Here is an 18957-nt window from a genome sequence, read left to right on the forward strand (position 1 = left end):
TACTTGTACCCTGATCCCGAATCTCCCCCCAGCGGGAACGTCCACGTGAAGTCCAGAGCCGTCCCCGTACTCCTCGCCCTGCTGCTGGCGCTCGGCGCCGCGCGGGCCGCCGCCCAGGTGATCCCCGGGCTGCCGCGGCCGCAGCAGCGTCCGCGCGTGCAGCCGCCGCGCGAGCAGGTGCGCCCGCGGGAGGGGCAGCGCGCGCCCAACGACACCACCCCGGGCCGGCCCCAGGTGCAGGACACCCTGATCGACCGGCTGCTGCGGCTGGAGGGGTACGTCCCCGTGCAGTACGAGGCCGACAGCGCCGAGTACCGGGCGGAGGACCGCACGCTCCGGCTGCGCGGCGGCTCGCGGGTGGAGCGCGAGGGGAACGTGATGACGGCCGAAGACTCCATCGTCTACATGGAGCGCGCCGAGTTGATCGGCGCCTTCGGCAACCCCAGGGGCAACCCGCAGCAGGGCGAGGAGATCACCGGCGACGTCTTCTGGTACGACCTGGCGCTGCGCCGCTCCACGGTGCGGGGCGCGCGCACCAAGATCACCGAGAGCGCCACCTGGTACGTGTCGGGCAACGTCACCGACGAGCGCGGGCAGCGCGTCTACGCCGAGAACAGCACCTTCACCTCCGACGACCGCGAGCAGCCGGCGTACCACTTCCGGGCCGACAAGATCATGGTGATCCGCAACCGGATCCTGGTGGGCCGGCCCGCCTACCTGTACTTCAAGGACGTCCCCGTGATGGCCCTGCCCTTCATCGTGCAGGACCTGGAGCGCGGGCGCCGCAGCGGCTTCCTGATCCCCCAGTTCGAGATCAACGACATCGTCCGCACCCGCGGCGGGGGGAGGAACTCGCGGGGGACGGGGAGAGAGTTCTCGAACATCGGCTACTACTGGGCCATCAACCAGTACCTGGGCCTGGAGCTGGCCGGCCGCTGGCGCAGCCAGACGTACAGCGCGCTGCGGGGCAACCTGGGGTTCAACTTCCGCCGCCGCTTCCTGAACGGGAGCATCGGCTTCGAGGAGTTCTGGGAGACCGACGGCGGCACCCGGCTCACGGCCGACGGCCAGGCGTCGTGGAAGATGAACGAGCGCACCGACGTGTCCGGGTCGCTGCGCTTCGCCTCGTCGTCGGAGTTCGAGCGGAACCGCACGGTGGACCCGCTGCGCCAGGTGTCGGACCTCTCCTCGAACGGGGCGCTCACCCGCCGCTTCGACTGGGGGAGCCTGTCGCTGAACGCCGAGCGCCGGCAGTCGATCGCCGACGACGACGTGACCTTCACGCCGCGCCTCTCGCTGAACGTCAACCCGATCAACATCCTGCCGTCGGTGGTGCTGAACGTCTCGGCCAACGGCAGCCGCACCACCAGCACGCCGGGGAGCGCCTTCGAGCGGCGGCTGCAGGGCACCGAGCAGGCCAACCTGGGCGCCGGGCTGGGGCTCACCATCGGCAACCTCACCATCAGCGGCAACGCCGCCTACACGCAGAACTCCACCAGGGCGCTGGACTCGATCCCCCGCGAGCTGCTGGACCCCGAGGCCGACACCCTGCGGCTGGGAGCGCTCCCCGGCTTCGGGAACGAGCGCATCCAGTTCAGCGTGGGGACCGCCTACCAGATCCCGCTCTTCGCCTCCACGCGGCTCTCGCCCAGCGTGAGCTTCTCGCGCGAGCTGGCGCGGCGCGACACCACGGGGACCATCCTGCCCGGCGACGAGGAGGTCTTCGGCCACCTGGTGGCGGGGCCGGCGCGGCTGAACGTGGGCGCATCGCTCAGCACCGACCTGTACGGCTTCTTCCCCGGCTTCGGCGGCTACTCGGCGATCCGGCACCACGTCAAGCCGATCTTCACCTGGCGCTACTCGCCGGCGGCCGAGGAGCGCGACTCGGCGCGCGCGCACGTGCAGCGGAGGATCTTCGGGGCGTTCAGCGGCCGCACCGAGAACACGCTGGAGATCGGGCTGGACCAGACCATCGAGGCCAAGGTGCGCGACCCCGAGCCGGTGCGGGGCCCCGCGCAGGCTCGGCCCGTGGGCGACTCGGCGAGCGTCCCCGGCGACACGGCCAACCTGAACACGGGGAACCAGGCGCAGCCCAGCCAGCCGCGCAAGGTCACGCTGCTGGCCATCAACACCTCGGTGCTCTCGTTCAGCTTCGAGGACCTGGACTCGCTGGGGACGCGCTTCCGCAACGAGGAGATCAGCAACTCGGTGCGCACCGACCTGCTGGGCGGGCTGCAGTTCACGGTGACGCACGACCTGTTCGACGACCGCTTCGAGGGGGCGCGCGTGGTGCGGGGGCGGCTGAGCCCGTTCCTGACCTCGTTCAACACCTCGTTCAGCCTGGGGCAGAACTCGGCGCTCTTCCGCTGGCTGGGCTTCGCGCGGCAGACCGAGGAGGAGCGCCGCCCCGAGCGCGGGCAGACGCCCGACTCGGCGGGGGTGACGCCGGCCACGCCGCCTGGGGGGGCCAACTTCACCGGGAACAACCAGCAGGCGGGCGCGGGGGCGTGGAACCTGTCGCTCAACTACTCGCTCACGCGGGCGCGCCGGAGCGTGCGAGACACCATCCCGGGGCTCTTCGACCGCGGCAACTCCACGCTGGGCGGCACGCTCTCGTTCACGCCCACCAAGAACTGGGCGGTGAGCTGGAACACGCAGTACTCGACCACCACCGGCGAGTTCAGCGTGCACCGGGTGAACCTGAAGCGCGACCTGTACCGCTGGCAGGCGAACTTCGACTACATCCTGGCGCCCAACGGGAACACGTCGTTCTCGTTCTCGGTGCACCTGATCGACCTGCCGGACCTGAAGGCCGACTACAACGAGCGCAGCCTGGGCGTGGACCGCCCCGAGGGCACCCGGACCGGGTCAAGCGGCCCGGTGTTCAACTGGTCGCGCCCGCCGCCTGCCCTGCCGCCGCCCGTGCTGCCCCAGGACACGACGGCGAAGCCGTAGCGGAGCCTGGAAACGCCGGAGACGGACGCGAAGGAGCCCGGCCACTCACCCGAGTGGCCGGGCTCTTCGCTTCCCAACCGATCGAATCTCACACGGAGTCAACGGAGTCAACAGAGAAAACCCTCCGTTGACTCCGTTGACTCCGTGTGAGGCATCAACTCAGCCGTGCTTGCAACAGGGTTCTTGATCGGGCTCAGAACCCGGCGGTACGGCTGGCCGAAGTCTCCCCATGCATCCACCCGCGCCGCGCACTCCGTATCCCCTGCTGTCCCCGGTGAAGGTGCACACCGACAGCGAAAGAGAGGGCGGTATGAAGATCCCGCGGCACGGGCGCGCCCGCGCGGCGCTCACCCTGGCGGCGGCGCTCGCGTGCGGCGCCGTCGTGATGGTCGGCGAAGGGCTCGGCTCCGACCACCAGGACACCCCGGAGGTGGAGCTGAGCCCGCGCATGGACATCAACGACGTGTACGCGTTCCCCAGCCCCGCCGGCGCCGACCGCATCGTGCTGGCGATGACCACCTCGTCGCCGATCACCCCCGCCGAGGCGGCGTCGGCGCGCTTCGACCCCAACCTCCTCTACCAGATCAAGGTCGACAACACCGGCGACGCCCGCGAGGACCTGGTGTTCCAGGTGACCTTCGAGGGCTCGGACGCCGACCAGCGCGTGGTGGTGCGCGGCCCCGTGGCCCCGGCCTCGGTGGGCAGCCGCAACACCCTCGTGCGCGCCGCCCCGTCGCTCCGCGGCCCGGTCGACACCAGCCTGGGCTCGGCCGCGGGGATGCAGGTGTTCGCCGGCATCCGCGACGACCCGTTCTTCATCGACCTCGAGCAGTTCTTCCGGATCGTCCCCGACCGGCGCCCCTCGCACGGGGCGCTCTCGCAGCTGCCGGCCACGCCTAGCGCGTCGTCGTTCCGCCCCGCGGGGCAGGCGGTGGACTACCTGCGCACCTTCAACGCGCTGGCCATCGTCATCGAGCTCCCCGAGTCGCAGCTCACCGGCGGCGGCACGGGCAGGATCGGCGTGTGGGGGACCATCAGTCGCTGAGAGCGGCTTTCGCATCGACCGAACGAATTCTCTGAACCGAAGGAGACCGCCATGTGGACGAGGAAGACGCCCGCCGTGCTCGCCGCCTGCCTGCTCGCGCTGGCCGCGGCGGCGTGCGACGACGGGGACGACGGCCTGACGGGAACCAGCTTCGACCGCGTGTACGTGCAGGTGGAGCGGCTGGGCAACCCGCTGGTGAGCGAGGTGACGATCGAGAAGCGCGAGCACGCGCACCACAACGCCGACATCCCCAGCGAGGACGCGGCGAACTTCAAGGACGACGTGGAGGGCTTCGTCCGCAACGTCGCCGGGCGGAATCAGACGGTGGCCACCACGCTCTCGACGGTGCTGCTGCCCGACATGCTGATCGTGCAGACCGACAGGCAGGCGAGCACGGCCGGGTGGCTCAGCTGGGCGCTGGCCGACGGCTACGGCGGCCGCAGGCTCACCGACGACGTGGTCGACGCCGGGCTGATGGCGATCTTCGGCCCGCTGCTGGACGCGAGCAACGTCACGCCGGGGCTCACCACCGACAACGTGGGCGCCAACGACAAGCAGTTCTCCGCCACCTTCCCGTACCTCGCCCCCGCAAGCTGACGGGACGAACCCCTTTGATCTCATACGGAATCCGGAAAAAGACTAGGAGTACTTTCGTAACCTGCTTAGAATAGCTCCGGACGAAGCAGCATCTGCCCGCTACCCTCGTCAGGAGCGACCTCATGGGCCGCCGGATCCGAGTGGCAGAAGAGCACTTGAGCACGGAGGAGTTGCACGAGCGGTATCGCAACGCGCGGCATGCGACGGAGAAGACGCACTGGCAGGTGTTGTGGTTGATCGCGTCAGGAAAGCCCAGCGAGGAGGTGGCGCAGGTTACCGGCTACACGATCAACTGGGTCCGGGAACTGGTAGGTCGCTATAACCGCGGTGGACCCGCAGCGCTCAGCGACGGCCGCCGTGGCCATTCGGGTCGGCAGCGGCTCCTTTCGCAGGAGCAACAGAAGGAACTGGAGCAGGCGCTCGGCGGGGCGGCACCGCGCGGCGGACTGTGGAGCGGGCCGGAAGTAGCGCACTGGATGAGCGAGAAGCTCGGCAAGAAAGTGCGGCCGCAACGCGGGTGGGAGTATCTGCGCAAGGCGGGACAGACTCCGCAGATCCCGCGACCCAAGCACGGGGATGCCGATCCCGAGGCCCAGGAGGCGTTTCAAGCAAGAACTCCCCGGGCGCGTAGCCCAGGAACGCCGAGCGCATCCCGAGGCCGTGATCGAGCTCTGGGGGATGGATGAGCACCGGATCGGCCTGATCCCCATTCTGCGGCGCGTGTGGGCACCGCGGGGCAAGCGCCCCAGAGCTGTGGTCAGACCCCGATACGAATGGCTGTACCTGATCGCCTTCGTTCACCCGGAGAGCGGGCGCACCTCGTTCTGGATCGTCCCCTGCCTCACCGCAGCGGTCTTCGCAGCCGTCTTGGCCGCCTTCATCGAGGAGCAGGGGTTTGACGAGCGCAAACGACTGCTGCTCGTCCTGGACGGCGCCGGCTGGCATACGGGCGAACCGGTGCGCGCCCCACCGGGGACTACCCTGATCCCGCAGCCGCCCTACTCCCCGGAACTGCAGCCTACGGAGAGGCTCTGGTCGATCAGCGACGAACCCCTCGCCAACCGTTGCTTCCGGTCCATTCAGGAGCTCGAAGAAGTGCTTGCGCAGCGTTGCCGCGAGATGGCAGAGATGCAGGATTTTCTGCGCGGCCTCACCTTCTATCACTGGTGGCCTTCTACGCTGCCGGATTCACACAGTGTTTAACCGGATTCCGTATCACACGGAGAAACGGAGAAACAGAGAAACAGAGAAAAACCTCGGGATGACCGGTGTTCTCCGTTTCTCTGTGTCTCTGTGTGAGCCATGCAGTGAACCCGCGTCGGGAGAGGTGGGAGCGATGAAGAGCAGATGGAGCTGGGCGGTGGGCGCACTCGTCGCCTCGGTGATTGCGATAACGGCCGTCGGGGCAGCGGTCTCGGGAGACGCGGAGCCGGCGCTGGCGGGGACGCTGGAGCCGGTGGCGGAGCTCGCCCGGCGCGACGCCGACATCGCCTTCTTCCGGGCGCGCGCGGCGGAAGACCCGTGGGGCGCGGCGGACCGCTCGCGGCTGGCGCAGCTCTACCTCCAGCGCGGGCGCGAGGGCGGCGGCCTGGACGACTTCCGCCGCGCCGAGCGCGCCGCCCGCGAGGCGCTGACGCTGCGCGCCGGCCGCAACACGGGCGCCCGCCTCACCCTGGCCTCCAGCCTCCTCGCGCAGCACCGCTTCGCCGAGGCGCGGACGGCGGCGGAGGCGCTGGTTGCCGAGGCGCCGGACAGGGCGTCGTACCAGGCGCTCCTGGGCGAGATCCAGATGGAGCTGGGCGACTACGGCGCCGCCGCGGCCACCTTCGGCGCGCTGGAGGCCGAGCGCGGCAACCTGGCCGTGGCGCCGCGGCTGGCGCGCTGGGAGGAGGTGCGCGGCAACCCCGTGCGGGCGCGGGCCATCCTCTACGCCGCGCGCGACCAGGCGGCGGCGCGCATCGACCTGCCGCGCGAGCAGGTGGCCTGGTTCCACCTGCGCGTGGCCGACCTGGAGCTGCGCACCGGCCGGCTCGGCGCCGCGGACGAGGCGCTCCGTGCCGGGCTCGCTGTCGAGCCGAACGACCCGCGCCTCTGGGCCGCCCGGGCGCGCCTGGCCGCGCTCCGCCACCGCTGGCGCGAGGTCGCGCGGATCGGCGCGCGGCTGGGCGACGGGGCCGACCTGGCCACGCTCGCGCTGGTCGGCGACGCGTGGGCCCAACTCGGCCGCGCAGGCGAGGCGGAGCGCTGGTACGCGCGGCTGGAGGCGAAGAACGCCGCGCGCCCGGAGCCGTTCGCGCGCCAGTGGACGCAGTTTCGCGTGGACCACGGAAGGCATCTCCCCGAGACGCTCGCCCTCCTGCGCCGCGAGGCCGGCGAGCGGCGCGACGTGCTCGGCTGCGACCTGCTCGCCTGGGCGCTCCACCGCGCGGGCGACGACGCGGCCGCGCGCGAGGCGATGCGGCAGGCGCTCCGGATGGGGACGCGGGACGCCACGCTCCACTTCCACGCCGGGATGATCGAGCGGGCGCTGGGCGACCGCGCCGCCGCGCGCGCGCACCTGCGGCGGGCGCTGGGGCTCAACCCGCGCTTCCATCCCACCTTCCCCGACACCGCCCGCGCCGCCCTGCGCGAGCTGGAGCATTCCGCGCCCCGGCCGCTCTCCGGGCGCCTGAGCGTCGGGGCCGCCGCGGAGGCGCTGCTGGTGACGGGCGGCCGCCCCCCCGCGGGCGTTCGCGGCCGCCGCCGACGCGCGGCGGGCGGGATCGTAGACGGGGGGCGTGACACGCGGGGGAAATCGTCCTACCATCCGGGGGAGAGACCGCAAGCATTGGACGGTGGACGCCCAGCCGGAGGGACCGGCCCATGAACGCCCGCGTGCTGATCGGACTCGCGCTCCTCCTCGTGGTGCTCCCCGCATCGCCGGCGGCGGCGCAGCAGCGGGAGGTGCGCGTCTGCGTGGTTCGCGACGGTGAGCTGGCGACGGAGACGCGGATGTACGACCCGGCGATCCCCGACACGGCGGTGTCCGGCCCCCATCCTCCCGCGTCGCGCCCTCCGATGCCGGGGTACGCGATCCGCGAGGCGTTCTACGTCGACCGCGAGCCGATCACCTTCGACGGGCGCCGGTACCTGCACCACGGGCTGCCGCGCGTCCTGGAGATCGGCCGGGTGGTCCGGGTCGGCACGTACCACGGCCTCGGGGTTTACGCCGACGCCGGCACGACGGGCCGTCCGTCCGTCGTCTACCTCCCGGTGCGGCCCGGGTGCGAGTTCCAGCCGTACGCCCTCGAAGAGAAGGTTGCGGCCGGAACGGCTTCCGGACGGCGCTTCGGGCATGTCCCCCTGGCGGGGGCCGGGCTGCGCGCGCCGTAGGCCTGCAAACCACGCAGGCCAACGGCGCCGGGCCACCGCGGCCACGATACCCCCGTGGCCGCGGCGTCCCGGCCCTCCGGGCGCGCATCCCTCATGCAACTGCAGGGGACAGGGCACAGGGTACAGGGTACAGGGAACAGCCGGCGATAGCCCCGTCCCCCTCGCACCGGTCCGTCAAGTCCACCCTCTCCCGAAGTCGGGAGAGGGTTGCCGCTCTAAGGCGGCGGGTGAGGGGCTCTCCGCCGCCGCGCCGAGGCCCGCTCCTCGCCGCGAGCGCGCCCGCGCAGCTTGATGCGGCCGGGAGGCGCCGGTACATTGCGCCCGTCTCCCGGCGATCCCCAGGGGTGAATCCGCGCGTGGCTCCCACGGCGTACAATTCCACAAGAGCCAACGAGATATCCGGCCCCGCCGCGGCCGCCTCCGCCGACGTCGACCGCGAGCTGGTGCGGCGCATGGCCGCGGGCGACGAGGCCGCGCTGGGAGCGCTGTACGACCGCTTCTCGCCGCTGCTGCACTCGGTGCTCCGCCGCATCCTGGACGACGACGGCGACGCCGAGGAGGTGCTGGAGGAGACCTTCTGGCAGGCGTGGCGGCAGGCGGCGCGCTACGAGGAGTCGCGCGGCGGCATCTCCACCTGGCTGGTGATGATGGCCCGGAGCCGCGCCCTGGACCGCGTGCGCTCGCGCCGCCGCTTCCGCGAGGAGGCCCGCGGCGAGCTCCCCGAGCCGGCGGACGAGGAGCGCGGCGAAGCCGACCCGCTGGGCGCGGCAGAAGACGAAGAGGTCCGGCGGATCGTCAAGGAGGCGGTGGCCACGCTGCCGCCCGAGCAGCGGCAGACGGTGGAGATGGCCTACTTCCGCGGGATGAGCCAGTCGGAGATCGCGGAAGCCACCGGCCAGCCGCTGGGGACGGTGAAGACCCGGGCCAGGCTGGCCCTGATGAAGCTCAGGGAGGCGCTGGCCGTGCTGCGCGAGGACGCCCCATGAGTCTCGACATGACGCACGACGACGTGCGGGCCGCGCTGGCCGCCGAGGCTCTCGACGCCCTCGACGGCGAGGAGGCCCGGGCCGTGCGCGCACACCTGGAAGGGTGCGAAGAGTGCCGCCGCGAGCTGGCCGCGCTGCGCGAGAGCGCCGCGCTCCTGGCCCACGCCGCGCCGCACCGCCCCATGGACCCCGCGCGCTCCGACCGCCTGCGCGCGCGCCTGCTCGCCCGCGCCCGCGCCGACCGCGAGGCCTCCGCCGCCGCGCCCGAGGCCGCCTCCCCCACGCCGGCTCCCGCCGCGTCCGCGCCGCCCGAGCCGGGCGTGGTCCCGCTCGCGCGGGCGCGGGAGGCGCGCGCGCGCCGGTTCGACGTCGGCTGGCTGGCCGCGGCGGCGTCCATCCTCCTGCTGCTGGCCGTGGGCGCGTACGCGCTGTCGCTCAGGGGCCGCTACGAGGTCGAGCGCGGCCGGGCGGCCTTGCTGCGGGCGGAGCGCCAGGAGCTGGCCCGCGCGCTCGGCGAGCGCGACGCCACCATCGCCGAGCTGTCGAACCCCGGTGTACGGGTGATCGACCTGGCGTCCACGCAGCAGCGGGCGCCGTCCGGGCGGATGTACTGGGACCCGCGCACCGACCGCTGGACCTTCTTCGCGCAGAACCTGCCGCGGCTGCGCCCCGGGCGCGACTACCAGCTCTGGCTGATCACCCCCGCCGGCCCCGTCGGCGCCGGCACCTTCAAGCCCGGGCGCGACGGGCGCGCGGCCGTCCAGGCCACCTACCGTCTCCCCCCCGGCCAGCTCCGCGCCGTCGCCGTCACCGAAGAGCCCGAGGGCGGCCTCCCGCAGCCCAGCGGCACCCCGATCATCGTCGGCACGACGGAGTGACGGCGGCTCATCGTCGATCCAGATCTGACAGAGTTGACAAACCTGACAGCCTTCGATAGCTTGGTATCAACACGTCAGGCGCAGCCGGAAGTGGGCACCGCACCAGCGGAGCCCCAGCGAAAGCTCCGGCTGCGCACGTGTTTTTGTATACCCTACGGCCACACCCTCCCGCGCCACACCCGCGGCTCCACCACCTGCCACAGCCGCTGGACCTCCCTCGCCGAAGCCGTCTCCTTGTCCCGGTCGCGCCGGTACCGCTGGCACAGGTACACGCAGCAGTCCGCGAGCTGCAGCAGCCGGCTGTCGTGGGACCTGACCCAGTGCACGTTGTCCACGATGCGGGTGAGGTCGATGGGCTTGTGGCCGAACGAGGTGCCCAGCTCCTCGTAGCGGGGCAGGTCCTCGATCACCTGCTGCTCGACCGACTTCTCCTCGTCCGAGACCAGCAGCCCGTACTCCCGCGGGTCGCGCAGGAACCTCTCCACGTCTTCCGCCAGGTAGAGGAACGCCAGCTTGTGCGGGTGCAGCGGGCGGACGTAGCGGGCCGCCAGGCGCGGCTTGTCGATCCCCTGCCAGAGCACCCAGGCGTCGTGCTCCACGACGAGCCGGACCAGGTCGTGGTAGAGCGCCGTGCGGTCTCCGGGCGGCATCGCCGCGCACGGCCCCTCCCCGCGGTACATGTCGCTGCCCTTGCACTCGAACGCGGGCGCGCGGCAGGCGGAGCCGAAGCGGCGCTCGAGGACCCGGGTGATCCGGTCCTCGAGCGAGCGCGCGTTCTCGCCCGGGACGGCGAGCGCGAGGAGGTAGTGGACGGTGCTGGTGGGGTGCGCCAGGTCCGCGCCGGTGTTGCCGGCGCCGTCGAGGAAGATCAGGTACATCGGCCGCGGTGTCGGGAGAGCCGGGCGGGACGGCCGAAAATACACGAAGTGAACGGCGGCGCAACGTCGGCGGGATCGGCTCCTTCTCCTCGAACGGGCTCGCGGCTCAGCCCACCTTCTCCAGCAGCGCCACGGGGAAGTGCGCGAAGACGCGCTCCAGCGGCAGCTCGGCCGCGGCGCCGCGCTCGCGGGCGTGCAGCTCCTCGCCGGTGAAGACGCTCCTCCAGCGGCCGGCGGGGACCTCCACCGCCGTCCCCTTCCACAGCTTCGCCGCCGGCAGCGCGAAGTCGTGCTCGCGGGTGAGGCCGGCGACCAGGCGCGGGACCACGGTGACCGCCGCCTCGCCGCCCGCGCGGCGGGCGAAGGCGAACGCGTGCCGCGCCTTCTCTCCCGACGCGGCCAGCGGGACGTAACCGCCCTCGCCGAAGACGTCGGGGAGCGCCTGGCGCAGGGCGAGCGCGGCGTGCGTCACGTACAGCTTGATCCGCCCGTCCTCCCAGCGCTCCACCAGCTCGCGGCAGAGCTCGCGCAGGTCGTCCTCCACCAGCCGCGCCTTCAGCTCCGCCAGCATCCGCCGGCGCACGCCGTAGTCCACCGGTCGGCGGTTGTCGGGGTCCACCAGCGAGAAGTCCCAGATCTCCTGCCCCTGGTAGACGTCCGGCACGCCGGGGGCGGTGAGCTTCACCAGCGTCTGCGCCAGCGCGTTCACCATCCCCAGGCGGGCCACCAGCGGCTGGAACGCGAGGAAGTCGTCCAGGAACGGGTTGCCGCCGCGCTCCAGGACCCGGCCGACGAAGTCGCTGAGTCCCTGGTCGTACACCTCGTTGGGCTCGATCCAGCTGGTGTGGACCTTGGCCTCGCGCGTGGCCTTGTCCATGTACTGCCGCACGCGCGCCACGAAGTCCTGGTGCGCCTGGTCTTCCGCCTCCCCCAGCGGCCACGCCCCCACCAGCGTCTGGTAGAGCAGGTACTCGTCGTTCGCGTCGGGGACCAGCTGGCCGTCCTCGTCTCCCTTCTTCGCCCGGTTCAGCTCCGCCCAGCGCCCCACGCGCGCCTCCCAGAGGTCCGGGATCTCGGAGAGGAGGTGGATGCGCGCGCGCACGTCCTCGCTGCGCTTGGTGTCGTGCGTGGAGCTGGCCGAGAGCGCGTGCGGCCAGCGCTCGGCGCGGGTGGAGAGGAAGGCGTGCAGCTCCTCGGGCGGCACGCCGAAGCGGTCCGGCTCGCCGCCCACCTCGTTCAGCGACACCAGGCGGTTGAAGACGTAGAACGCCGTGTCCTCCACCCCCTTGGCCATCACCGGCCCGGTGAGCTGCTGCAGCTTCATCACGAAGCGCGCGTGCTCCTCGCGCGCCGCCTGGTCCAGCCCCTCGGGCCACTGCAGCAGGAGGATCGAGCGCACGAAGTCGAAGATCGACCCGCTCACCCCCGGGTTGCGGCGCTTGGCGCGGCGGATGGCCTGCTCGACGTACTCGCGGTCGCGCGGGCTCACCTCGCCGGCGAAGGCGTCGGCGTAGTTGCGGTAGACGGGGAAGCACGCCACCACCTCGCGCAGGGCGTCGCGCAGCGCCCCCCAGGTGAAGTCGCGCGAGCAGCGGTTCGCCTCCGACATGCGCGAGAGCATGGTGGTGAGCACCGTCAGCTCGCTCACCAGCGCGAAGCGCAGGATCAGCCGCTTCTTCTCGTAGACCAGGTCGGCGAAGCGGTCGCGCACCCCCGTGAAGCGGCGGTAGACGAGGTCCATCGCCTCCTCGTTCGCCGTGTCCACGAAGAGGCCGCCCACGCGGTTCAGGAACTCGTAGCCCACCGTCCCGGCGACGGCCCAGTCCGCGGGGAGCTCCTCGTCGCCGGTGAGGATCTTCTCGACGACGACGTAGAAGCGCTCCTGCGCGCCCACCCCCACGGCTTCCGCCTGCAGGTCGCGCAGGTAGGCGCGCGGGTGGAAGAGCCCGTCGGGGTGGTCGATCCTGAGGCCCGTGACCTTCCCCTCGCGCACCAGGCGCAGGATCAGCCGGTGGGTGTCCTGGAACACCCGCGGCACCTCCACGCGCACCCCGGCCAGCTCGTTGACGTCGAAGAAGCGCCGGTAGTTGATCTCCTCGGCCGCCACCCGCCAGAACGCCGGGCGCCAGTGCTGCTCGGCCAGGAGCGCGTCCAGCCGGTCGAACGAATGCGGGTCGTCCGGACACCCGTTGAACGCCGCCACCGCCCGGTCGATCGCCCGCGCCGCCTCGCGCGAGGCGCCGTAGAGGGCCGAGAGGCGGCGCTGGGTGACCAGGCGCTCGCGGCGGCGCTCGGCCACGCTCTGCGGGTCGGTGTGGCGCCGCGCGGGGAGCCGCTCCAGGGCCACGGCGACCGACTCCAGCTCCATGCGGTCGGGGTGCTCCTCGTCGAGCACGCCGTCCAGCCCGGCGAGCGCCTCGCGCAGCACGGCGGCCGTGGAGGCGGGCGCGGCGGGGAAGCGGTGGTCGAAGTAGTCGACGCGGAAGGCGCCGTCGTCGTACACCAGCCTGAGCTCCCCCCGCTCCAGCACCCGCCCGTACTGGTCGCCCAGCACCGGGAGCAGCACCTTCCCCTCCAGCTCGGGCTTGCGCGGGCGCCAGTCGATGTCGAAGCAGGCGGCGTACGGCGACCCCGAGCCGTTCTGGAGCACGTCCCACCACCAGGGGTTGTCGGCGCCGATCCCCATGTGGTTGGGGACGATGTCCAGCAGGTGGCCCAGTCCATGCTCACGCAGCAGCCCCGCCATGCGCGCGTGGTCGTCCTCGCTGCCGATCTCGGGATTGAGCGCCGCGTGGCTGGTGATGTCGTAGCCGTGCAGGCTCCCGGGGCGCGCCTGCAGGTACGGCGAGGCGTACAGGTCCGACACGCCCAGCTCGGCCAGGTAGGGCACGATCTCCGCGGCGTCGCGGAAGGTGAAGCCGCGGTTGAGCTGGAGCCGGTAGGTGGCCCGGGGCACGCGGCGCGCGCTCGCCGCCGCTTTCTGCTCGGTGTCGTCCGGCATCCGTCCGCTGGTCTACGGGTTGGGGCCCGCGCGGGGACCGGGCGGCGCGGGCGGCCCCGGCGCTGGCGCAAGAAGCGGGCGCGGCAGGGGGCAGTCCGCACGGCGCCGGACCCGAAGGGGATCGTCACAACTCCCAGAGAGCACCGACACCTGCCGCGACGCGCGGATCGCGACGCGAGTCCGCGCAGGCGGACTTTGTGCTGTCGCAGCCCCCGGTTTCGACCGGGGTGAAGCGGCGGCGGAACGGAAAATTCACCGCACGGATGGGAATCGACGCACGCATGGGCATCGACGCAGAGATGGGAATCGACGAGCAGGCGGGGACCGGCGCGCAGCACGCGGAAGCCGGCGGAGAGGCGGCCGTCGCCGAGGCGGAGGAGGCGCGGGGCGCCGCGCCCGCCCCGGCCGCGGGCGAGACGCCGGACGGGGGGCGCCCGGCCCACCCGGACGCGCCGCGGGCGAAGAAGCCGGCGTTCCCGCAGGTCCCGGGGTTCCTGGAGCACGCGCAGACGGCGTGGCCGGGGAAGCCGTACCCGCTGGGCGCGCACTGGGACGGGCACGGGACCAACTTCGCCGTCTACTCCGAGCGCGCCTACGAGGTGGAGCTCTGCATCTACGACCGCCCCGACGACCACGAGCCCTCGCGCACCTTCCGGCTGCGCGAGCGCACCGCGTTCGTCTGGCACGGCTACGTCCCCGGGCTCGGGCCGGGCACCTTCTACGGCTACCGCGTCAACGGGCCGTACGAGCCGCACCGGGGCTTCCGCTGCAACCCCTTCAAGCTGCTGGTCGACCCCTACGCCCGCGCGCTGGCCGGCCCGGTGCGCTGGGAGGCGCACCCCTTCGCCTACCCGTTCGACCAGCCGGGCGAAGACTGGGTGCTGGACGACGAGCGCGACGACTGGGGGGTGCCCAAGGGCGTGGTGGTCGACGACGCGTTCGACTGGCGGGGCGACGAGCCGCCGATGATCCCCTGGCACGAGACGGTGATCTACGAGGCCCACGTGAAGGGGCTCACGAAGCTGCACCCCGACGTCCCCGAGGAGCTGCGCGGCACCTACGCGGCCGTGGCGCACCCCGCGGTCGTCGAGCACCTGAAGTCGCTGGGGGTCACGGCCATCGAGCTGCTCCCCGTGCACGAGTTCATCGACGACTTCTTCCTGATCCAGAAGGGCCTCAGCAACTACTGGGGGTACAGCACCATCGGCTTCTTCGCGCCCGACGGCCGCTACGCCCACGCGCGCGACTACGGCGAGCAGGTGCGCGAGTTCAAGGAGATGGTGCGCCGCCTCCACCTGGCGGGGATCGAGGTGATCCTGGACGTGGTCTACAACCACACCGCCGAGGGGAACCACCTGGGGCCCACCCTCTCCTTCAAGGGGATCGACAACCCCACCTACTACCGCCTGAAGCTGGACGACCCCCGCTACTACATGGACTACACGGGCACCGGGAACTCGCTGAACCTGGTGCACCCGCAGACGCTGCAGCTGGTGATGGACTCCCTGCGCTACTGGGTGCAGGAGATGCACGTGGACGGGTTCCGCTTCGACCTGGCGGCCACGCTGGCGCGCGAGCTCCACGAGGTGGACCGGCTCTCCTCCTTCTTCGACGTGATCCACCAGGACCCGGTGATCAGCCGCGTGAAGCTGATCGCCGAGCCGTGGGACGTGGGCGAGGGCGGCTACCAGGTGGGGAACTTCCCCGTGCTGTGGGCCGAGTGGAACGGCAAGTACCGCGACACCGTGCGCGCCTACTGGCGGGGCGACCAGGGGACGCTGGGCGAGCTGGGCTTCCGCCTCACCGGCTCCAGCGACCTGTACGAGAGCGACGGGCGGCGCCCCCACGCCAGCATCAACTTCATCACCGCGCACGACGGCTTCACGCTGGCCGACCTGGTGAGCTACAACCACAAGCACAACGAGGCCAACAAGGAGAACAACCACGACGGCGCCGACCACAACCTCTCCTACAACTTCGGCGTGGAGGGCCCCACCGACCGGGCCGACATCGTGCGCCAGCGCGAGCGGCAGAAGCGCAACTTCATCGCGACGCTGCTGCTGTCCCAGGGCGTGCCCATGATCTGCGGTGGGGACGAGATGGGGCGCACGCAGGGGGGGAACAACAACGCCTACTGCCAGGACAACGAGATCTCCTGGACCCACTGGGACCTGTCGGAGCACGACCGCGCGCTGCTGGAGTTCACCCGCAAGGTGGCCCGCATCCGCAAGGAGCACCGCACCTTCCGCCGGCGCAAGTTCTTCCGCGGCCGCCCGATCCGCGGCTCCGACGTGAAGGACGTGGCCTGGTACCGCCCCGACGGGATGGAGATGACCGACGTGGAGTGGATGTCGGGCTTCATCCGCGCCTTCGGGATGGCGCTGGGGGGCGAGGCCATGGAGGAGTGGGACGACGAGGGGCGCCAGGTGACCGACGACACCTTCCTCCTCCTCTTCAACGCCGACGGGGCCTGCATCGACTTCACCCTCCCCGACTTCGGCCCGGCGAGCGGGTGGACGGTGGTACTCGACACCAACGAGCCCGAGCTGGAAGAAGGCGCCCGCCGCTACGCCGACGGCGAGGCGGTCACGCTGGAGGGGCGGTCGATGGTGCTGCTCAGGGCGAGCGACGAGGGGAGTGCGTGAGTGCGTGAGTGCGAAAGTGCGAAAGTACGGGAGCGCGAGACCTGATGCCGGGTCCGGCGGAGGAATCCATCGCCCGCGACGATGTCATCCCGAGGGGCGCGGTAGCGACCCGAGGGATCTACTCGCCTCCGCGGGCGGGTCGCTCCCGGAGCGGGAGCTCGTCAGCATCGTTCGCTGACCCGACGTTCATTCGGATCTGATCTGAGGGGTGATAGTGCGAAGTCTGAAAGTGCCGGTCGAGCGCGGCGGCGGCCGCGGGTCTCCATCATCGACTGATTCTCGAGCGCGGGAGTCCGGCGAAGCGGAGGTGGGCGAGGCGAAGTGGCGGCTGCCCTTCGGGGCGAACGTGAGGGACGGGGGGACGGAGTTCCGGGTGTGGGCGCCGGGGCACGACCGCGTCGAGGTGGTGATCTACGGACCCGACGCGGAGAGGCTGCACCCGCTGCAGGCGGAGGAGGACGGCTGGTTCTCCGGGTTCGTCGCGGACGTGGGCGCGGGGGCGCATTACAGGTATCGGCTCGACGGGAAGCACGCCTTCCCCGACCCGGCCGGCCGCGCGCTGCCGGAGGGGGTGCACGGGCCCTCGCTGGTGGTGGACCCCGCGCCGTTCCGGTGGACGGACCAGGGGTGGCGGGGAGTGGCGCTCGAAGACCTGGTCGTCTACGAGCTGCACGTGGGCGCGGCGACGGCGGAGGGGACGTTCGACGCGCTCGTCGGGCGGCTGGACGAGCTGGCTGCGCTGGGGGTGACGGCGATCGAGCCGATGCCGGTGGCCTCCTTCCCCGGCCGCCGCAACTGGGGGTACGACGGGGTGGGGCTCTTCGCGCCGGCCGACGTCTACGGCGGGCCGGAGGGCCTCAGGCGGCTGGTGGACGCGGCGCACGCGCGGGGGATCGCCGTGGTCTTCGACGTGGTCTACAACCACCTGGGGCCGGAGGGGAACTACCTGCCGGCCTTCACCTGCGGGCGCTACTTCACCGACCGCCACCACACGCCCTGGGGCGACGCGGTGAACTTCGACGGGCCCGGCAGCGCGGCGGTGCGCGAGTTCGTGATCCAGAACGCGCTGCACTGGGCGCACGAGTACCACGTCGACGGGCTGCGGCTCGACGCCACGCACGCCATCCTCGACGACTCGCCGGTGCACGTGCTCACCGAGATGGAGACGCGGGTGCGGGCCTCGCTCCCGGAGGGGCGCCGCTTCGTCTTCATCGCCGAGGACGAGGGGAACGAGCGGCGGCTGATCACGCCGTCGGACCGCGGAGGGCTGGGGATCGACGCGGTGTGGGCCGACGACTTCCACCACCAGCTCCGCCGCCACCTGGCCGGTGACCACGAGGCGTACTTCGCCGACTACACGGGGACGGCCGGCGACCTGGCGGAGACGCTGCGCAAGGGGTGGTTCTACGAGGGGCAGCCCTCGCGCAACAAGGGGCGCCCGCGCGGCACGCCGGGGGGCGACCTCCCCCCGCCCTCGTTCGTGCACTGCATCCAGAACCACGACCAGGTGGGCAACCGCGCGCTGGGCGACCGGCTGACGGAGTCCGTCTCGCTGTCCGTCTACCGGGCGGCGTCGGCGCTGCTGCTGCTGTCGCCGTACACGCCGCTGCTGTGGATGGGGCAGGAGTGGGCGGCCACCACGCCGTTCCTCTACTTCACCGACCACCCGCCGGAGCTGGGGCGGCTGGTGACGGAGGGGCGGCGCAAGGAGTTCGGGAAGTTCTCCGCCTTCCGCGACCCGGCCTTGCGCGAGCGCATCCCCGACCCGCAGGCGCCGGAGACCTTCGCGCGCTCCAGGCTGCGCTGGGACGAGGCGGAGCGGATGCCGCACGCCGGGGTGCGCGCGCTCTACCGCGAGCTGCTGGCGCTCCGCCGGAGCGACCCCGCGCTCCGGCGGCGCGGCCGCGACTCGTTCGCCGTGGCGGCGCTGGGCGAGCACGCCCTGGCGCTGCGCCGCACGGGAGAGGACGGGAGCGCGCTCCTGCTGGTGGTCTCCTTCGCCGGCGCCCTCGCCGCCGACCCCGCCGCCCGCGAGGAGACGCGCGCGCCCCGGGGGCAGAGGTGGGAGCTGCTGCTCTCGACGGAGGAGGGCCGCTTCGGCGGGGGCCGGGAGGGCGAGGTGGCCCGCCTGCACCCGGACGGGCGGCTGGAGCTGGGCGGCGCGGGCGCGGTGGTGCTGCGGGCCAACGTCCATTCGCAATTCAGGGGAGAATGATGACCGTTCGACTTTCTCCGGAAGGCGTTCGGGAGATCCTGGAGGAGTTGGAGAAAGGTTCGCCCGACACACCGGAGAGGAGGGCGGCCTTCGAGCGTGCGCGGGCGATGTCGGCCCTGGTCGAACGCGAACTCGAGCAGGCGAAAGAGAGCCGCGGTGATGGGTGGCACCGACCGCCCTCGTAAATGCGTGTGAGCCGCGGCTACAGAACGGTGTCATTCTGAGGGAGCGTCTGACGTAAACCGCGTCTGCACCGGAGCCTGGACGCGACCGAAGAATCTACTCAGCCAGCGATGAGGCCGGCTCCATTGGGGCGGACCTCGCATGGGTCGAGTAGATTCTTCGGTCGCCGCCCGGCTTTGTCTCGCTCGCAGGTCCGGCTCAG

General features: G+C 72.0%; 13 protein-coding genes. 11 read left to right on the plus strand and 2 right to left on the minus strand.

The annotated features are described in order from the left end of the window. Nucleotides 1-45 precede the first annotated feature (45 nt). The 9 genes from VF746_29190 (at nt 46) to VF746_29230 (ending at nt 9833) form a co-directional block, all read left to right on the plus strand. A complete protein-coding gene (locus VF746_29190; protein ID HEX8696530.1) occupies nt 46-2955 on the plus strand; it encodes a putative LPS assembly protein LptD in 2910 nt (969 codons plus the stop codon). Nucleotides 2956-3265: 310 nt separating this feature from the next. Then, nucleotides 3266-4000 (plus strand): DUF4331 family protein, encoded by a 735-nt coding sequence (locus tag VF746_29195; protein HEX8696531.1) that lies wholly within the window; start codon nt 3266-3268, stop codon nt 3998-4000. A 51-nt stretch (nt 4001-4051) separates the two neighbouring features. Next, complete coding sequence (locus tag VF746_29200; GenBank protein ID HEX8696532.1) at nt 4052-4597, plus strand: DUF4331 family protein; 546 nt, start codon at nt 4052-4054, stop codon at nt 4595-4597. Between the two features lie 122 nt (nt 4598-4719). After that, on the plus strand, nt 4720-5283 hold the full coding sequence (locus VF746_29205) for a winged helix-turn-helix domain-containing protein (protein ID HEX8696533.1): 564 nt from the start codon (nt 4720-4722) through the stop codon (nt 5281-5283). After that, the gene (locus tag VF746_29210) at nt 5174-5800 is read left to right on the plus strand and encodes an IS630 family transposase (GenBank protein HEX8696534.1); all 627 of its coding nucleotides are present in this window, start codon (nt 5174-5176) and stop codon (nt 5798-5800) included. The genes VF746_29205 and VF746_29210 overlap by 110 nt, the downstream gene beginning before the upstream one ends. Before the next feature lie 133 nt (nt 5801-5933). Continuing rightward, on the plus strand, nt 5934-7463 hold the full coding sequence (locus tag VF746_29215) for a tetratricopeptide repeat protein (GenBank protein ID HEX8696535.1): 1530 nt from the start codon (nt 5934-5936) through the stop codon (nt 7461-7463). Beyond that, nucleotides 7460-7969: a hypothetical protein gene (locus VF746_29220; protein HEX8696536.1), complete on the plus strand. Its 510-nt coding sequence runs from the start codon at nt 7460-7462 to the stop codon at nt 7967-7969. Before VF746_29215 ends, VF746_29220 begins: the two co-directional genes overlap by 4 nt. Nucleotides 7970-8325: 356 nt before the next feature. Continuing rightward, nucleotides 8326-8955 (plus strand): sigma-70 family RNA polymerase sigma factor, encoded by a 630-nt coding sequence (locus VF746_29225; protein HEX8696537.1) that lies wholly within the window; start codon nt 8326-8328, stop codon nt 8953-8955. Next, nucleotides 8952-9833: an anti-sigma factor gene (locus VF746_29230; GenBank protein ID HEX8696538.1), complete on the plus strand. Its 882-nt coding sequence runs from the start codon at nt 8952-8954 to the stop codon at nt 9831-9833. The genes VF746_29225 and VF746_29230 overlap by 4 nt, the downstream gene beginning before the upstream one ends. 152 nt (nt 9834-9985) lie before the next feature. On the opposite strand, the gene VF746_29235 is transcribed toward VF746_29230, so the two are convergent. Together VF746_29235 and treY are read right to left on the minus strand one after the other, a co-directional pair. Next, entirely contained in the window at nt 9986-10711 is a 726-nt protein-coding gene (locus tag VF746_29235; protein HEX8696539.1) for a DUF3800 domain-containing protein, read from the minus strand. Between the two features lie 106 nt (nt 10712-10817). After that, nucleotides 10818-13712 carry a malto-oligosyltrehalose synthase gene (treY, locus tag VF746_29240; GenBank protein HEX8696540.1) on the minus strand — a complete coding sequence of 965 codons (2895 nt, stop codon included), beginning with the start codon at nt 13710-13712 and terminating at the stop codon, nt 10818-10820. A gap of 281 nt (nt 13713-13993) precedes the next feature. Here treY and glgX point away from each other — a divergent pair, with 281 nt between their 5' ends. Together glgX and treZ are read left to right on the plus strand one after the other, a co-directional pair. Continuing rightward, the gene (gene glgX, locus VF746_29245) at nt 13994-16357 is read left to right on the plus strand and encodes a glycogen debranching protein GlgX (protein ID HEX8696541.1); all 2364 of its coding nucleotides are present in this window, start codon (nt 13994-13996) and stop codon (nt 16355-16357) included. Between the two features lie 307 nt (nt 16358-16664). Next, entirely contained in the window at nt 16665-18572 is a 1908-nt protein-coding gene (treZ, locus tag VF746_29250) for a malto-oligosyltrehalose trehalohydrolase (GenBank protein HEX8696542.1), read from the plus strand. The last annotated feature ends 385 nt before the right edge of the window (nt 18573-18957 follow it).

Source organism: Longimicrobium sp. (assembly GCA_036389795.1).
GTDB lineage: Bacteria > Gemmatimonadota > Gemmatimonadetes > Longimicrobiales > Longimicrobiaceae > Longimicrobium.

Excerpts from the sequence above, each read along its gene's own strand:
- VF746_29220 (HEX8696536.1), top strand. The coding sequence starts at position 7,460 with ATGAACGCCCGCGTGCTGATCGGACTCGCGCTCCTCCTCGTGGTGCTC.
- VF746_29195 (HEX8696531.1), top strand. The coding sequence starts at position 3,266 with ATGAAGATCCCGCGGCACGGGCGCGCCCGCGCGGCGCTCACCCTGGCG.
- VF746_29210 (HEX8696534.1), top strand. The coding sequence starts at position 5,174 with ATGCCGATCCCGAGGCCCAGGAGGCGTTTCAAGCAAGAACTCCCCGGG.
- glgX (HEX8696541.1), top strand. The coding sequence starts at position 13,994 with ATGGGCATCGACGCAGAGATGGGAATCGACGAGCAGGCGGGGACCGGC.
- VF746_29235 (HEX8696539.1), bottom strand. The coding sequence starts at position 10,711 with ATGTACCTGATCTTCCTCGACGGCGCCGGCAACACCGGCGCGGACCTG.
- VF746_29230 (HEX8696538.1), top strand. The coding sequence starts at position 8,952 with ATGAGTCTCGACATGACGCACGACGACGTGCGGGCCGCGCTGGCCGCC.
- VF746_29200 (HEX8696532.1), top strand. The coding sequence starts at position 4,052 with ATGTGGACGAGGAAGACGCCCGCCGTGCTCGCCGCCTGCCTGCTCGCG.
- VF746_29205 (HEX8696533.1), top strand. The coding sequence starts at position 4,720 with ATGGGCCGCCGGATCCGAGTGGCAGAAGAGCACTTGAGCACGGAGGAG.
- VF746_29215 (HEX8696535.1), top strand. The coding sequence starts at position 5,934 with ATGAAGAGCAGATGGAGCTGGGCGGTGGGCGCACTCGTCGCCTCGGTG.
- treY (HEX8696540.1), bottom strand. The coding sequence starts at position 13,712 with ATGCCGGACGACACCGAGCAGAAAGCGGCGGCGAGCGCGCGCCGCGTG.